The organism is Lentilactobacillus parabuchneri DSM 5707 = NBRC 107865 (genome assembly GCF_001435315.1).
Classification (GTDB): domain Bacteria; phylum Bacillota; class Bacilli; order Lactobacillales; family Lactobacillaceae; genus Lentilactobacillus; species Lentilactobacillus parabuchneri.
Map to the genome: position 1 here is coordinate 1 of NZ_AZGK01000007.1, position 15,366 is coordinate 15,366.

Below are 15,366 nucleotides of genomic sequence, written 5' to 3' on the forward strand. Positions count from 1 at the left end.
TCGCTTTTGACAACTATTTAATATTATCAGATTTTCCATTTTAAATCAAGTTGTTTTTTGCTGAATTTTTAAAATTCGAAGCGCATAGAAACTTGTTTGGATATTTGACAACGAAAAATATTTTACCAATTTGTGATACCCAGGTCAAGGACTTTCTTTCAAATCATTCAAAAAAGATTCTCGCATCGCTTAACCACTGCTTTTTGCTCCGCGCAATCGACTTAAATCCCAAACTAAGCTGATAATTGGTCCAATAATGAATCTTCCTTGGCTTAAATCCCCTGGCGTGGAGAAGGACCGAATAATTAACCGAGGTTGTTCTCGTCGACAAACTGATCTTGCCAGAATACTCATCAATATCAATAATGAGTGCGTTAACCGGCTGACCTACTTTAAATAACCGATAAATGTCAGCCACATAGCCCGAATGGCATTCCGATATATGGATCAACCCCTGTTGGTGTTCACCTATATCGACAAAAACGCCGTAAGGCTGAATTCCGGTTACCACTCCCGAAACCTTCATTCCTACCTTTAGGTTCATCTGATCATCCCTTTTTTAAACTGTTAACAATTGTATCGTGAATGCCGTAAATACACAACAAAGCTTATTTTTTGGTAAAGGCCCTAAAAGAACGCGATATTTTGTAAAGAAATTTGGTACAATCAACTATAAATTTTGAAAGGAATGATTTCTTGAGTACCCTTATCGATTTTATATTACACATTGATGACCACTTGATTAACATTGTTAATACTTTTGGAAGCTCAACATACTTAATCCTATTTGCGATCATCTTTATCGAAACCGGAGCGGTTATCTTCCCATTTCTCCCTGGCGACTCGTTATTATTCGCAGCGGCTGCATTATCTGCTAACGCCACCTACGGATTAAACATCGGAATATTTGTCGTCATCTTTCTTGCCGCTTCGATTGGCGGAGATTCACTGAACTTCTTCTTTGGAAACAAGTTTGGCGAAATCATTCCCCGGCATCGAGTGCTAGGCAAATTTATAAAAGAAAAGGACCTGGCAAAAGCCCGCGAATTTTTTAACAAATATGGGGCCATGGCAATCTTCTTTGGTCGATTCATCCCAATTATCCGGACCTTAATCCCATTTGTTGCGGCAACGAGTGACTTTCCATACAACCGATTTATTAAATATAATCTATTTGCCTGTTTCAGCTGGGTCGCAATTTGTTGTGGTGCCGGCTACTACTTCGGTAACATTCCGGTTGTTAAGGACAACTTCTCAATGGTGATCATCGGAATTGTCGCAATCTCCTTGCTCCCTGCTGTGATTGGTTACCTTAAGACAAAATTTGCATCTTCCAAGTAAACCTAATTTACATTCAGAATAACAATTGATATAATAAAATCTGTTGTGGTGAGTTGGCAGAGTGGTAATGCACCGGACTCGAAATCCGGCGAACCGGCTAATACCGGCGCGCAGGTTCAAATCCTGTACTCACCTTAATAACAGTGAGGGTTCCATCGACATTTGTCGGTGGAACTTTTTTTATTGTCAACGATGACCGCGTCACAGCTGAGCCATTTTGGATAATAAAAAAAGCTCGTTCGCGTTGATAGACGCAAATGAGCTTTAACATTAATATTTCAGCAAAGTAAAGAAATCGTAGTCCTTTACTTTCTCACGACCTTTGAGATCAGACAATTCAATCAAAAATGCGGTCCCAACAACAATTCCGCCCAGCTTTTCAACCAGTCGAATTGTTGCATCAATGGTCCCACCAGTGGCTAAAAGGTCATCCGTGACCAAAACCCTTTGACCGGGTTTAACTGCGTTCGTACGCAAATAGAGAGACGATTTGCCGTATTCCAGTCCGTAACTCTCTTCAATAGTTTCTCCTGGCAGCTTATTTTTCTTCCGAGCTGGTGAAAATCCAACTCCAAGTTTATAGGCAACCGGACAGCCGACGATAAATCCACGGGCTTCAGGGCCAACAATCATTTCGACATTGCGTTCTCTGGCAAAATCAACAATTTTATCGGTGGCAGCACGGTAAACCTCACCGTTTTCAAGCAATGGTGAAATATCTCTAAACAAGATTCCGGGTTCCGGAAAGTCCGGATATGAAGCAATATATTTTGAAAAATCGATTGACATAGTCTTTCTTCCTTTCATCAAACACCCAAACTGTCCTTAACGAATTGAACAAACTCATGCGTATCAGAGACCAGTAACTTTTTCTCAGTGAGCAATTGTTCTTCCCTCAAGTGATAACTGGGTGCCGACTTTAAATCGCGCGCAGCATAATTGGGATTGAGATTAATAATCCGATCCTGAATGGTGATAAAATCCAGTTCCAAGAAAACCTGAACCATAAAAATAATTGTTCGAGCTGATAGGTGCAAGTGTTCTGAAATTTGTTTTAACTGCGTTGCAATATTGATATTTGCATGCTCTTTAATGAACCTAAATAGTTTAGCATAAGAATGTCGATCTGGCATCCCTATTTTTGAGACTAACTGTTTTTTGTACAAATAAAGAATTGTCGTCTGTGGATGAATAACGCCTAAGACCTTGACCAGATCAGCCGTAGAATCCGGGCAGTCGACAATGTAAACTTTGCCCTGATCAAGTGTTTTAAGCTCATTTTGATCATACATCACCGCTTGAGATTCCGCTGATAAATAGTGCTTTAACTGGTCTCGAACTTTCTCATGGAAAAACACGTACGTTCCAGAATTGGCAAACATCTGCTGATGTAATTGTCTGGTTCGCCGATCCACAACTGGTGGCAATGCTTCCCGCATGTCGTCAACCATGAGCTGAACGGTCGTATGATTATTCCAGGTGTTCTCTCCAACCTCACCGACGACTTCCAATTGAGATGCACCCTGCTCCAATTCTGAAGCAAATTCACCCTTACCAAAGGCAATCGCAGTTAAGCGGTTTTGCCCGGCGACCAACGAAAATTTAAGGTGGTCTTTGGTCTTGCCCAACGTTTTGATGTCTGAAAGACGGTCGTACTTGAGCTTAAAAATTGGTTTGGGATTATCCTGACCAAACGGTGCTAAAGCTTTCAACTGATCACATAGATCCGTAGTGGCCTTTGAAACCGGTAAGACCGCTGAAATTTCCAGCTGCGGTTTAACTGACAAATCCAAATGCTGTTGCTTGGCGGCCGCTTCCAGCTGATCCTTTAATACACCAATTTTATCCTGCTTAATCGTTAAACCAACCGCTGAGTGGTGACCACCAAATCCAACCGTCTGGCTGCGAATCGGATCAATTGCCTGAAACAGATCAAAACTGTCAACACTTCGACCGGAGCCCTTGACCTCATCGCTGCCATCAGCCCCCGTCATTACGAGAGTTGGTCGCTGATACTTATCAACCAGGCGGCTGGCAACAATGCCCAAAACGCCCTGGTGCCAGTTCTCGCCGACAACCACCAGAGTCGACCGATTTTTAATATCACCAGAGGATTCGACCGACGCCACCGCTTCACTATAAAACTGATCCACGAGCGACTTTCGCAAATCGTTTTGCTGATTGGCAAATTTAGCCAATTCGGAAGCTCGATCCTCGTCAAATGTCGATAGCAGTTCAACACCAACTGTCGCATCTTTAATTCGACCGAGTGAGTTCAACCGTGGGGCAATCCCAAAGCCAATATCCTGTTCGTCAAATTTTGAAAGATCAATCCCAGCTTCCTTAATGAGTGCGATTAGCCCAGGGCGCTGACTATTCTTAATCGCTTGAACGCCAAATTTGACGATGGCCCGATTCTCATCTCTCAGTGAAACAATGTCGGCCACAGTTCCGATCGCAGCTATGTCCAGCAAATCAGATGGAACATCATCCATTAGTGCCTGGGCAACTTTAAAAGCAACGCCGGCACCACATAAATCACCAAACGGATAGGCATTCCCATCAGCGTCTTTTACCCGTGGATGAATAATGGCAAAAGCATCCGGTAAAACTTCGGGCAAGGAGTGATGATCTGTTACCACAACGTCGCATTTTAACTGATTGGCTGCTGCAATTGCATCGTTCCCAGCCACCCCGTTATCCACGGTCACAATCAACGAAGTGCCCTTATCGATAATTGATTGAAATGCGGCAACATTTGGCCCATAGCCCTCGGAAAAACGATTGGGAATGTAATAGTCAACATCTGCTCCCAGGTCACTCAATGTTTCATACATAATCGTCGTGCTGGTAATACCGTCGGCGTCATAATCACCATAAACGGTGATGTGCTCACCGCTTTCCACTGCTTGTGAAATCCGATCAACACCTTTTTTCATATCATGCATTAAAAAGGGGTCATGAAAAGAGCTGACCGTTGGATTCATAAATGTCTCCGCCTCGTCAGCCGTTTTAACACCCCGTTGAACAAGCATTGTCGCAATAAACGGGTCGATTCCGGCATCTTTTGCCAGTTGATCGACCTGTGTGGTGTCGTTTACTTCATGAAATTGCCAGTCATACTTCGAATTGATCATTAAACACTCTACCTTACTTTTGAGATGATAACTTTTCTGTTAGTTTCGCAATTTCGTCTTCTAAATCACTGATCTGTTGGTCACGCGTTCCGATTTCCTGTTTACCATAAGAATTCTTCAGACGGGTCTCCAGTGATTTTAAATTAATCGTCAGCTGTTTGATTTGGTCCTGTAACTCGTCTTGTTTCTGTTGACTTTCGGAAGCCAATTGCTTGAATTGGCGATTTTTCTTAACATTTTGAGTGGACGAAAACAGGAAAATGATGAGCGCACCGATCAGCAGACAAATTAATATCAAGAGCACTAACGGCATTTTGACGGACGTAAAGCCAAAATTGACTGCCACGGATTCAAAATTCATCAATGCGAACACAGCAATGATAATGACTAAGACGATACTGATAATGGTGCCGACTTGTTTTTTCATTTGTGAATCCCCCCTCACAAATACCTAGTTGTTTTTTTCAAAAGGTATGTCAATCACATCAAAGTCTTTAACGACTTTTGTGTTGTGAAACACAGTCTGAGCCTGCTTTTCAAGCTCATGGGCCATTTTACCGGTGTACCGTGCCGAAATATGATTTAACAGCAATAGTTTAGCACCGGCTTGTTTGGCAATCTGTGCGGCCTGCATATTGGTTGAATGGAAATAATTTCTTGCAAGCTTATTTTCACCCTTGCCGAAGGTACTTTCATGAACTAATGCGTCCGCATTTTGAGCTAATTTAAGGGCATTTTCGGTCTTTCGCGTGTCCCCGATGATTGTCACAATTCTTCCGGGTTGAGCCGGCCCAATCATCTGAGTGCCGTCAATGACCCGGCCATCATCCAAAGTGACGGTCTGACCCATTTTAAGCTTGCCGTAAACTGGTCCGGATGGAATGTGCAGCTCAGTCAATTTATCAACCATCAACTCACCTGGATGATCGTGTTCAACGACACGATAGCCAAAGCTTGTGATACGATGTTCCAAAGGAGCGGCGTACACCGTAAATTTACTATCCTCAAAAATCTTACCGTCAGTGCCCTTGGGCAATTCATGAAAATTAATCTGATAGGATAGTCGGCTCTCTGAAATCTTTAAGCTGACGTTGACGTATTCCTTAATTCCTTGGGGCCCGTAAATGTCCAGTGGGGTATTGCCACCCTGAAACGAACGGCTACTTAACAGACCCGGCAAGCCAAAAATATGGTCGCCGTGAAGATGGCTGATAAATATTTTTTCGATTTTACGAGGACGAATCGTTGATCGTAAAATTTGATGTTGTGTGCCCTCACCAACATCAAATAACCATACCGAGTTAATTTCGTCAAGCAATCTAAGCGCCAAGCTTGAAACGTTCCGAAATTTCCCGGGAGAACCTGCTCCAGTACCTAAAAATTCAATCTGCATTATTATCGTTTCCTTAATTTATAAAATCGAGTTGAAGGAAAATGACATTCGAAATCCATTATTAAAAATCGCGTCACTTCCCTAAAATCACTTTTCAATTGTATCATAATTTCGGTAAAATAATCACTAGGAGGGAGTTTGGAGCATGAATTTGGATGAGTTTTATCGGGCAAGCGGGACACTAAATCCCAAGCTGACAATTTTAATTGCTGCGGGAAAACATTTTTTACCAGTCAATGAATTAACAATTGATAAAGATTCCTTATTGTTGGGCAAAACATCCCAATCACACGGGGAATTTGCTACAATAACACTAGATCAGTTTATGGCTAGAACACGCCAACTCCCCATTACAACCGATTTGCGGACTTCAAACAACCACCAGTTGGTTTTTGGGTTTAGAATTGTTAATAAATCAATCGTATTTTACTAGGGGATAGAATTATGAAAATCAAAGGACTTTTACTATTATTCACTGCGCTGCTGGCGGTTGGATTGACTGGCTGTGGCGGCAGCAAAAGTAACCAGGCAAATGAAAAGAAATCGTTAAGTGCTGATATGTCAAACGACAGTTCAAGCTCATCTGCCAGTAGTACCAGTCAGTCACTAAGCAATTATCAATATAAGGTTCCAAAGCAAATCCAAAAAAGTGCCAATTACGTTAAGAATGGCGATTTGAGTAAAAAGCATCAATTTACCTTTGATCGGTTTGGTACCCGCCAACAGCTTGCGGACGTCATCAACCAACCGATCCACATTAAATCCGGCAACGTCAATTATAAAATTAATCAAGTCCGGGTTATCAAAAATACAGCAAAGACACCCGAGGCCAAAGCCGCTGCCAAACAAGTCTTGAATCTGCAAGAAATTCCAGACACCTATTACACGTTTGTCCTTAACTATACAGTGACCAATCATCATGATTTCAAAATTGCCCTCAACGGTGTTGATTACGTCAAAACCAATCAGGGACAAATCTTAACAACGCAAAATCAATTAACCGACTCTTCTGCCGGCAACAAGATTGGTGCTGACAGAGCCGTTAGCTTTGCCATGACCGGCTATTTGCATGACTACGCAGCTCATCCAGCAACTAAGTTATCGATCAAATTCGGACCAATTTACAACACCCAACAAGAAAAGGTCGCAAGCGCGCCCAATTCGACTTTGATCGTTCATTTGAACTAATTAGAAAAGAGATTTGACTCATTTGCTCACACGAGCAAGACGAGTCAAATCTCTTATTTTTTTTGGTTGATGTAGTTGTAAATCGACGTTGCAATTAAATGTGTATAGTGCACGTTTCCTCTTGGGTTCGGATGAACATTATCGTTCCAGAACCAATCATTTTGATGATTACTATATGCGTGCCAATCAATAATATGAACATTGGAATGACGCTTGGCAGCCTTACGAATCGTGCGATTAACTTCAGTTTCCCAATTTCTCGTTGGCACGTGGGTTGTTACCCAAAAGACTTGATGATCCTTGCCAATTGATTTGAGAACGGAATTAATTTGCTCAGGCGTCATTGGCGAATTTGTTCCCAGATTGATCAAAACATTTGGTGCCAAGTCCCCCTTACGCTTCAATTGGGTAAGAACATCCCCCGCCTGCCAGATTTGCCGGCCAACGGCAGCCGAAACGTAAGCATTAGTGAAGACATTTTGAAGATCATGACTGTTGTCAGCCAAAATAGAGTCACCGATTGCCGTTAACGGCTGCTGGTAAACGGTCAGATACTGACGCTTCGTCAACCCATAATGCTTGGCAATCTTATACTGCTTAACCGTTAGTTTCTTCTTAAGCAGCTTTTTCATTCGTTTGTCATTGGCAGAAAGTTTCTTAGCCTTCTTTTGCTTAGCCAGAGCTGCTTTGTTATGCGCATTTGCCGTGCTCTCGTTTTTGGCAATATTTTCCTGCAAGACATTTTTCGGATCTTTAGTCGGCGAAATGGCACTCCCATACACGGAAATCCCAATTAAGAGTAATGCTGGAATTAGCCATAACCGCTTCCAACCATACTCGGAGTCCCGTTGTACAAATTCATAAATCGATCGACCGAGATTCTTGTATCGATAGTGTCGAAGTGGTCGTTCAATATAGCGATACGACAGTTCACTAATGACCATAATCAACGCAATTTCGACTAAAGCATTGATCAACGGATGCGCCGCGATGTCTTGAACTTTGATTTCATAAAAAATCATGACCGGGAATTGATATAAATAAATCCCATAGCTTCGCGTTCCCATCCAAGAAAAGACTGGGTTCGTTAGCCACCTGTTCACATCAGCTCCCGGGTGGGCACACGCTGCGATTAAGGTCGTTGATGCAATCGCCATAATAAACATCCCACCCCGATAGGTGAAGGTGTTTTGACCGGATAATTCAAAATACAGGAAGGCCATGACTGCAATTGAGACGATCCCAATGATATTCAACGTCCACCGAGACCGATTCGTAACCTTTTTCTTGAGGTGGGTTGACGGCCAGATGACTGCCAGCATCGCACCAAAAATAATTGAGAACATCCGCGTGTCAGTTCCGTAATAAACCCGATTTAATGTATCTGGGCCGGTGTACAAGAACCCCATCAGCAGGCCTGATAAAATTGCAAACACCAATAAAATGTTTGCGATCGATCGTCGTTTTTTGACAATTAATACCAGCGCGATCAAAAGCAGCGGCCAGATCAAATAATACTGGCCTTCAATTGAAAGCGACCATAGATGTGTAAACGGTGATTCGCCGTTAAAACGATCAAAATAACTTTGTCCGTGGGCAATCTCCCACCAGTTATAGACATACAACATATTGGTCGTAATAATCGACCGCAGATTTGTTAATAGCGAACGCTGAAATAACGTTATGTACGTGCCGGTTCCCACCAGCATGAACACGAGAGCAGGGTAAAGTCTTTTGAGTCTTCGGGCGTAGAACCCCCAGAAATCAATCCGGCCGTTTTGCTCCCATTCCTGCAACAAAAGATCCGTAATCAGATATCCCGAGACGGCAAAAAAAGTTGGCACCCCGAGATAACCACCTTGCAGCTTGTAAGGCAACAAATGATAGATAATGACACCGACGACTGCAAGTGCCCGAATTCCATCAAAACCGGATATATATCGACTGTTTTTCAGGCGTTTTCCTAGTTTGTTTGTTTGAACTTGTTGCATTGAAATATTCCCTACCCTATATGTGTATTATGTTCCCCAATATTGTTGATTACTCAACATACGTGAATGAGAAATCAAGGATTGAAACCGTATCCCCATCCTTGGCGCCCGCTTTGCGAAGCGCGTCGTCAATTCCCATTCCGTGCATTTGTCTTGCAAATCGGAGCATGCTTTGATCATGCTCTGTGTCGGTCATCTTAAACAACCGCTCAATTTTATCACCGGAAATAACCCATGATTCATATTCCTTATCATAACTGATCTTGAAATCACTCGTGTCAGCTGGCTCGTAATCGTATGATTTGGTTGTGTCTTCCGGCTCTTCCATATCTGCCAGGCTGGTTGTATCCAGTAAATCGGCCGTCTTTCGAATCAAATCAGTCAGCCCGGTATGGGTAACTGAAGAAATTGGAAAGATTTCAGGAACGGTTTGGCCGGTTTGAGCCTGCTTCGCTAATTTTTGCTTAAAATCGGCCAAGTTGGCTTCCGAATCAGGCAAATCCATTTTAGTTGCAACAATGATTTGTGGTCGGTTTAAAATCCGTTCATCATACTGACTCAATTCTTTATTAATCGCCAAATAATCTTCAAACGGATCACGGCCCTCAACACCCGACATGTCAACCAGGTGAAGAATAACTCGGGTCCGTTCAACGTGACGGAGGAATTGGAATCCCAATCCAACGCCATTTGACGCACCTTCAACCAATCCAGGCAAATCGGCCACAGCAAAATCACGGCCGTCATCTAATCGGACCATCCCCAAGTTAGGAACCAGGGTGGTGAAATGGTATCCTGCAATTTTCGGCTTGGCACTGGTAATAACGGACAGTAAAGTTGATTTCCCGGCTGATGGAAACCCAACCAACCCAACATCCGCAAGAACTTTGAGTTCCAAACTCAGCGAGATTTCCTGTCCGGGCTCACCGTTTTCAGCAATTTCTGGCGCCGGGTTGGTAGGACTGGCAAAATGAATATTTCCTCGTCCCCCGCGACCGGCTTTGGCCACGACCAACTCCTGATCAGGCTTGGTTAGATCACCAATGACTTGACCCGTCTCTGTGTTGGTCACAGTTGTTCCCTCTGGAACTGGAATCACCAAGTCTTCGGCACTGCGGCCCGTCATTGATTTGTTCGCACCATTACCGCCATTCTTGGCTTTAAACTTTCGATGATAACGAAAGTCCATTAAGGTATTCATGCCTGAGTCCACCTTAAAAATCACGTTCCCGCCACGGCCACCATCGCCGCCGGCAGGACCGCCGTTTGGAACATACTTTTCTCGCCGGAAGGCAACCATCCCGTTACCACCATTTCCAGCTTTTACATCAATTTTAACTTGATCAACAAACATCTTATCACCATTTCAAATTATTCCTAAGTCGTTAGTTACGTGTCCAGTACTCTAGCAGTATACCGAGTTTCTGACACTAGGTCAAAATAATCTGATCATCCCAGTGTCTCCCACAGATAATCAGTGCGTCAGCTTCTTATCCTGATAATTTGTGACTTTACGTTCTTCATCAATTTTACTTAATGAGAATTTGATCGTCTGGGCAACCGTTTCCGGAACTCCCAGCTTGCGAATATCCTCAACCGACGCATTGGAAATTTTCTTCAAAGAACCAAATTTACGCAGCAATTTATTTCGTGTCTTCGGACCGACCCCCGAAATGGAATCCAATCTCGAACTCAATGAGTTTTTAGTGTGCACCTTGTGGTGATAAGTGATGGCGAATCGATGGACCTCGTCTTGAATCCGCTGAAGCAAATAAAATCCCTGACTCTTCGGATCCAATTGCAGCGGCGTATCGTTATCGCCATAAAGCAAATCAGCGGTTTGGTGATGGGTATTTTTGACCATCCCACCGACTGGAATATCCAATCCCAACTCATTGACTAAAACATCCTTGACCGCATTCATTTGAATAACGCCGCCGTCCATTAAAATTAAATCCGGCATCTCGGCGTGTTCCTTCAACAAGCGGGTATAACGTCGTCGAATAACTTCCTTAGTGCTGGCGGCTTCATCGGCATGATCGACCGTCTTTAATTTATACTTTCGATACAAATTTTTGTTTGGTTGGCCGTCCACGAATACGACCATCGCAGAAACCAAGTCCGCACCCTGAATATGGGAATGGTCAAAGGCTTCAATCTTGTGTCCGGGTGCAATCCCCATAGCATCGGTCAATTCTTTCATTGCACCGGTGGTCTTGCTCTCATCAAGCTCTAACAGCCTGAATTTTTCTTCCAAGACCACTTGGGCATTCTTACCCGCCATCTCCAATAGATCGCGCTTCTGGCCTCTCTGAGGGGTTCTAACGGGGACATCCTCGACCACATGACTAATCACATCGGTCGGCAGTGATTTCGGCACCAAAATTTCTTTAGGAAGAATTTGATTTTTTTGTTTATAAAATTGGGAAATGAAACTCACCATTTCCTCTTCGGGATCATCAATGATTGGAAACAGCCGCTTCTCACGTTTCATCAATCGCGATTGGCGAATGAAGAATACTTGAATCGACAACCAGCCTTTATCCATGTAGTAATTAAAAATATCCCGCGGTGTATTATCGTTAGAAATAATTTTCTGCTTCTCAACGGTAATCTCAATGTACTTAATTAAATCGCGAATTTCTGCAGCCCGTTCATATTCCATATTAGCGGCGGCCTTTTCCATTCGTGCCGTCAACATCTGTTTGGCGTGGGCAACGTTGCCGTTTAAAAACGATTTTATCCGCTTAATTTGCTTGGCATAAGTCTCTTCAGGGACGACCTTAAAGCAGGCCCCCAGACACTGCCCCATGTGATAGTAGAGGCAGGGCCGGTTCTGAAATCCATTGCAGCGCCGCAGCGGATAAACTTTTTGTAAAAAGTTAACCGTCTCGTCCGCCGCATAAACGTTTGGATAAGGGCCGAAATAAAAACCGCCATCCTTGACTAACGTGTTGACGATTTTAATTTGGGGGTCACGTTCATTGGTAATCTTAATGTATGGATAACCGCCGTTTCCCTGCTTCAACTTGATATTAAAGTATGGCCGATGCTTTTGAATTAAGGTAATCTCAAGCAGGAAAGCTTCCTTATCACTTGAAACGACGATATATTCAAAGTCGGCAATTTCAGAAACCAGACGGGCAGTTTTGCCATCATGGCTACTTTTAAAGTAGGATCGAACCCGATTCTTCAGGTTCTTGGCTTTCCCAACATAAATAATCTTGCCATTGATGTTTTTCATCAAATAACAACCAGGCATATCAGGCAGTAACGCCAGCTTATGTTCAATATAGTCGCTTGCCAAAAAGCTCCCTCCTTTGAGATATTCATCTAAAAAGTATACATCGAATATATGTTTGCTTCAAGGATATACAACGCTTGCCGGTATTTTTGTTGTATGGGGCAAGATATCATCATAATGGTATTTTAAATCCTTAGTACAATGGTTTTCTGGTAATGAAACCAGCGCATTACGACAAAAATAACCGTCAACGACCAGATATCAAATCGTTGACGGTTATTTGCTTGTTTAAATCCCCACGACACTTGATTGTCAGGGAATCTCTCATGTTTCTAACACTTCAGTAGTCGGTTGTGACTGCATCCCGACTATACATTTTGAATAATCTTTCCGATAAAGTCCTTTGCCCGATCATTTTGTGGGTGATCAAACAATTCAGTCGGCTTATTTCGTTCCAGAATATAGCCATCGGCCATGAACCAAACTTCGTCCGCAACTTCTTTTGCAAAGCCCATTTCATGAGTTACGACAACCATGGTCATCCCCTCTTTCGCCAGTTCATTCATAACCTCGAGCACTTCGCCGACCATTTCCGGATCCAACGCACTGGTTGGTTCATCAAACAGCATCACTTCCGGGTTCATCGCCAAAGCCCTAGCAATGGCGACCCGTTGCTGCTGGCCACCTGACAAGCTGCTGGGATAAACGTTGGCCTTTTCCTTGAGGCCCACCCGGTCTAACAGATGCATGGCAACTTTATCTGCTTCGGCGTCACTCATATGTTTGACTCGGATTGGGGCCAACTTAAGATTGTCAATGACCGTCATATTGGGAAACAGGTTAAAGCTTTGAAAAACCATTCCCATCCGCTCACGTAGGTTAATTAACTGTTTTTCGTCAACGTGCGTCAGATCGGTTCCATCAAACTTAACTTCACCTGCTGTCGGCTTTTCCAATAAATTCAAGCAGCGTAAGAAGGTACTTTTCCCGGCACCGGATGGCCCAATGACACAGATCACTTCACCAGATTTTACGGTGCCATTAATGTCTTTTAAGATTTCATTGTCACCAAATTTTTTGCTGAGATGATTCACTTCAATTACTTTTTTATCCTGCATGTTTCATCTTCCCTTCATAGTAATTCAAAACCCGGGTTAACGCGAAGGTCATGACGAAGTAGAGAACCATTGCCACGAAGATCGGCATGACCCCACGATACGTGTCGGCCCGGACGATATTGAGCTGGTAAATCAAATCAGTAACCCCGATGATCGAGACAATCGAACTTTCCTTAATCAACGAGATAAATTCATTTCCCAGCGCCGGCCAAATATTCTTGAAGGCTTGCGGCAAAATCACAAATCTCATTAGATCCCGTTTGGATAACCCAAGGCTGGCAGCGGCTTCCGTCTGCCCCTTGGCAACTGAATTAATACCGCCACGAATAATTTCGGCAACGTAGGCACCACTATTCAGTGACACGGCGATCATCCCTGAAATCAATGCCGGGATGTTAATGACCACCCCGATTCCGAAGTAAACGAACAATACCTGAACCATCAAAGGCGTTCCTCGAATAAATTCGGTATAACTGATTGCCAACCCACGAAGCCACTTTTGCTTGGAAAAACGCATCAACGCCAGGATCACCCCAATCAATACACCGAAGAATGTCGACACAATCGAAATTAAGATTGTGTATTCGACCCCTTTTGCGAAGTACTTCCAGTAATGAAACATTGAGGTGTTGACCGTGTTGACCTTCATGTACTTACCGGCACTTGCCAGATACTTATCAGTCAACTTCTGTTTTTGAATCTGATCGATACTCTTGTTAACAGCAGCAACCAAGCTTCCTGAACCCTTCTTAAAGGCAATTGCGGCGCCAACCTCGTTTTTGTTGAGGTGGTAGCCTGATGGAATCATCTTTAGGCTCGGATCATTTTTAACGTAGGCTTCAGCACTCGGCTTCTCAATTCCCAAAGCATCAATCTTATGGGTTTTCAGTGCCAACACCAGATCCGTCGACTTGTCCATCCCTTTAACGGTAGCATTAGGAATTTTCTTCTGGGCTAATCCATATTGGAGGGTTCCCGTTTGAGCCCCAATCTTGGCCCCTCTTAAATTCTTGACGCTCTTGTATTTATTAACATCACTTGAGTTAATTAAAAAGCTTTGGCCACCGGAATAATAGATCTTTGAAAAATCAACACTTTGGCGACGCTCAGCCGTTGGGTTAATCCCGCCAATGGCCATGTCAGCTTTTCCGGTTTGGATTGCCACCAGCAGTGAATCAAAGTTCATGCTCTTAATCACCAGCTTGACGTGGAGGTCTTTGGCGACCTTTTTAGCGACGTCAATATCCATGCCGACAATTTGATCCTTGCCGTTTTTATTCACTTGAAATTCGTACGGTGGATAATCCGGGCTGGTAACCATAATCAATTCGCCACGTTGTTTAACCCGCTGGAGCGATGTATCAGCAGCCGATGCCTGGTTGGCAAAGACTGATGCAAAGGTAAATACTGCAATGAACATCAATGTTATCTGAATGATTGCTTTAAGACTCTTCTTCATCAAGTTTCCCTCTTCCAAATTTATAATAACCAATACATTACACCAAAAATATAGTTTATGCAATAAAAATCTGAAATAAGTCGTAATTATACATTATTCATTCATTTATACAAGCTTTTTAATAATCTAGCCAATAAGTGTGACTTTTAACATCAGATTTGCTATAGTTATGACGTAAAAGGGTAAGGAGATGAATCTGAATGGCATTAAAGGTCAATCGCCAAAACGATATGGATGCGATGTTCGGTAAGTTTGCTGAAATGGATCCAGAAGATAAAAAACGTGACAAGTTCTTGAAACATGATAAAAAAGACAAAGATAAAAAACGCCAGAATGAAAAACGGCCAACCAAAAAATGGTTTTAGTCAGACTGTGATTAGCCAAGAGGATACCGGTGAGTGAACTTTACTCGTCGGTATCCTTTTTTATGTCGATCAGTTTGAACGCAAAAAAGAAAAATACCACGATAATCCCAGATTCTGTTCTGGAATAGTC

At 43.0% G+C, this 15,366-nt stretch carries 14 protein-coding genes and 1 tRNA gene; 5 read left to right on the forward strand and 10 right to left on the reverse strand.

From position 1 onward, the window contains the following. Positions 1 to 163 precede the first annotated feature (163 nt). On the reverse strand, positions 164 to 544 hold the full coding sequence (locus FC51_RS07540; protein ID WP_057909576.1) for a CvfD/Ygs/GSP13 family RNA-binding post-transcriptional regulator: 381 nt from the start codon (positions 542 to 544) through the stop codon (positions 164 to 166). Positions 545 to 696: 152 nt separating this feature from the next. Here FC51_RS07540 and FC51_RS07545 point away from each other — a divergent pair, with 152 nt between their 5' ends. Together FC51_RS07545 and FC51_RS07550 are read left to right on the forward strand one after the other, a co-directional pair. Beyond that, entirely contained in the window at positions 697 to 1,341 is a 645-nt protein-coding gene (locus FC51_RS07545) for a VTT domain-containing protein (RefSeq protein ID WP_057909575.1), read from the forward strand. Between the two features lie 47 nt (positions 1,342 to 1,388). Further along, positions 1,389 to 1,476: transfer RNA gene (locus FC51_RS07550), tRNA-Ser, on the forward strand. Between the two features lie 135 nt (positions 1,477 to 1,611). Here the strand turns inward: FC51_RS07550 and FC51_RS07555 are convergent. Genes FC51_RS07555 through rnz form a run of 4 tightly spaced genes read right to left on the reverse strand, consistent with a single transcriptional unit; the run spans position 1,612 to position 5,871 of the window. After that, positions 1,612 to 2,130 carry an adenine phosphoribosyltransferase gene (locus tag FC51_RS07555; protein ID WP_171031891.1) on the reverse strand — a complete coding sequence of 173 codons (519 nt, stop codon included), beginning with the start codon at positions 2,128 to 2,130 and terminating at the stop codon, positions 1,612 to 1,614. A 17-nt stretch (positions 2,131 to 2,147) separates the two neighbouring features. Continuing rightward, a complete protein-coding gene (recJ, locus tag FC51_RS07560) occupies positions 2,148 to 4,478 on the reverse strand; it encodes a single-stranded-DNA-specific exonuclease RecJ (protein ID WP_057909573.1) in 2,331 nt (776 codons plus the stop codon). A 13-nt stretch (positions 4,479 to 4,491) separates the two neighbouring features. Further along, a complete protein-coding gene (locus tag FC51_RS07565) occupies positions 4,492 to 4,905 on the reverse strand; it encodes a lipopolysaccharide assembly protein LapA domain-containing protein (protein ID WP_057909572.1) in 414 nt (137 codons plus the stop codon). 24 nt (positions 4,906 to 4,929) lie between these two features. Then, a complete protein-coding gene (gene rnz / locus FC51_RS07570; protein WP_057909571.1) occupies positions 4,930 to 5,871 on the reverse strand; it encodes a ribonuclease Z in 942 nt (313 codons plus the stop codon). Between the two features lie 145 nt (positions 5,872 to 6,016). On the opposite strand from rnz, the gene FC51_RS07575 reads away from it, so the two are divergent. Together FC51_RS07575 and FC51_RS07580 are read left to right on the forward strand one after the other, a co-directional pair. Next, complete coding sequence (locus FC51_RS07575) at positions 6,017 to 6,304, forward strand: hypothetical protein (RefSeq protein WP_057909570.1); 288 nt, start codon at positions 6,017 to 6,019, stop codon at positions 6,302 to 6,304. Positions 6,305 to 6,315: 11 nt separating this feature from the next. After that, a complete protein-coding gene (locus FC51_RS07580) occupies positions 6,316 to 7,059 on the forward strand; it encodes a hypothetical protein (RefSeq protein WP_057909569.1) in 744 nt (247 codons plus the stop codon). A 53-nt stretch (positions 7,060 to 7,112) separates the two neighbouring features. On the opposite strand, the gene FC51_RS07585 is transcribed toward FC51_RS07580, so the two are convergent. The 5 genes from FC51_RS07585 to FC51_RS07605 all read right to left on the reverse strand — a co-directional run bounded on the left by FC51_RS07585 (position 7,113) and on the right by FC51_RS07605 (position 14,871). Next, complete coding sequence (locus FC51_RS07585) at positions 7,113 to 9,050, reverse strand: acyltransferase family protein (protein ID WP_057909568.1); 1,938 nt, start codon at positions 9,048 to 9,050, stop codon at positions 7,113 to 7,115. A 49-nt stretch (positions 9,051 to 9,099) separates the two neighbouring features. After that, a complete protein-coding gene (gene obgE, locus FC51_RS07590) occupies positions 9,100 to 10,404 on the reverse strand; it encodes a GTPase ObgE (RefSeq protein ID WP_057909567.1) in 1,305 nt (434 codons plus the stop codon). A gap of 120 nt (positions 10,405 to 10,524) precedes the next feature. Beyond that, complete coding sequence (uvrC, locus tag FC51_RS07595) at positions 10,525 to 12,357, reverse strand: excinuclease ABC subunit UvrC (protein ID WP_057909566.1); 1,833 nt, start codon at positions 12,355 to 12,357, stop codon at positions 10,525 to 10,527. Between the two features lie 305 nt (positions 12,358 to 12,662). Then, positions 12,663 to 13,412 carry an amino acid ABC transporter ATP-binding protein gene (locus FC51_RS07600; RefSeq protein ID WP_057909565.1) on the reverse strand — a complete coding sequence of 250 codons (750 nt, stop codon included), beginning with the start codon at positions 13,410 to 13,412 and terminating at the stop codon, positions 12,663 to 12,665. Further along, positions 13,402 to 14,871: an ABC transporter substrate-binding protein/permease gene (locus FC51_RS07605; protein WP_057909564.1), complete on the reverse strand. Its 1,470-nt coding sequence runs from the start codon at positions 14,869 to 14,871 to the stop codon at positions 13,402 to 13,404. Before FC51_RS07605 ends, FC51_RS07600 begins: the two co-directional genes overlap by 11 nt. A 200-nt stretch (positions 14,872 to 15,071) precedes the next feature. Here FC51_RS07605 and FC51_RS12450 point away from each other — a divergent pair, with 200 nt between their 5' ends. Then, positions 15,072 to 15,236, forward strand: a complete 165-nt coding sequence (locus FC51_RS12450) for an SPJ_0845 family protein (RefSeq protein ID WP_167547562.1) — start codon at positions 15,072 to 15,074, stop codon at positions 15,234 to 15,236. The last annotated feature ends 130 nt before the right edge of the window (positions 15,237 to 15,366 follow it).

What these genes read in the sequence shown, in the direction of transcription:
- FC51_RS07575 (WP_057909570.1), top strand. Translation starts at nt 6,017, where the DNA reads ATGAATTTGGATGAGTTTTATCGGGCAAGCGGGACACTAAATCCCAAG.
- FC51_RS07605 (WP_057909564.1), bottom strand. Translation starts at nt 14,871, where the DNA reads ATGAAGAAGAGTCTTAAAGCAATCATTCAGATAACATTGATGTTCATT.
- FC51_RS07540 (WP_057909576.1), bottom strand. Translation starts at nt 544, where the DNA reads ATGAACCTAAAGGTAGGAATGAAGGTTTCGGGAGTGGTAACCGGAATT.
- rnz (WP_057909571.1), bottom strand. Translation starts at nt 5,871, where the DNA reads ATGCAGATTGAATTTTTAGGTACTGGAGCAGGTTCTCCCGGGAAATTT.
- FC51_RS07600 (WP_057909565.1), bottom strand. Translation starts at nt 13,412, where the DNA reads ATGCAGGATAAAAAAGTAATTGAAGTGAATCATCTCAGCAAAAAATTT.
- FC51_RS07555 (WP_171031891.1), bottom strand. Translation starts at nt 2,130, where the DNA reads ATGTCAATCGATTTTTCAAAATATATTGCTTCATATCCGGACTTTCCG.
- FC51_RS07565 (WP_057909572.1), bottom strand. Translation starts at nt 4,905, where the DNA reads ATGAAAAAACAAGTCGGCACCATTATCAGTATCGTCTTAGTCATTATC.
- FC51_RS07580 (WP_057909569.1), top strand. Translation starts at nt 6,316, where the DNA reads ATGAAAATCAAAGGACTTTTACTATTATTCACTGCGCTGCTGGCGGTT.
- FC51_RS07585 (WP_057909568.1), bottom strand. Translation starts at nt 9,050, where the DNA reads ATGCAACAAGTTCAAACAAACAAACTAGGAAAACGCCTGAAAAACAGT.
- FC51_RS12450 (WP_167547562.1), top strand. Translation starts at nt 15,072, where the DNA reads ATGGCATTAAAGGTCAATCGCCAAAACGATATGGATGCGATGTTCGGT.
- recJ (WP_057909573.1), bottom strand. Translation starts at nt 4,478, where the DNA reads ATGATCAATTCGAAGTATGACTGGCAATTTCATGAAGTAAACGACACC.
- obgE (WP_057909567.1), bottom strand. Translation starts at nt 10,404, where the DNA reads ATGTTTGTTGATCAAGTTAAAATTGATGTAAAAGCTGGAAATGGTGGT.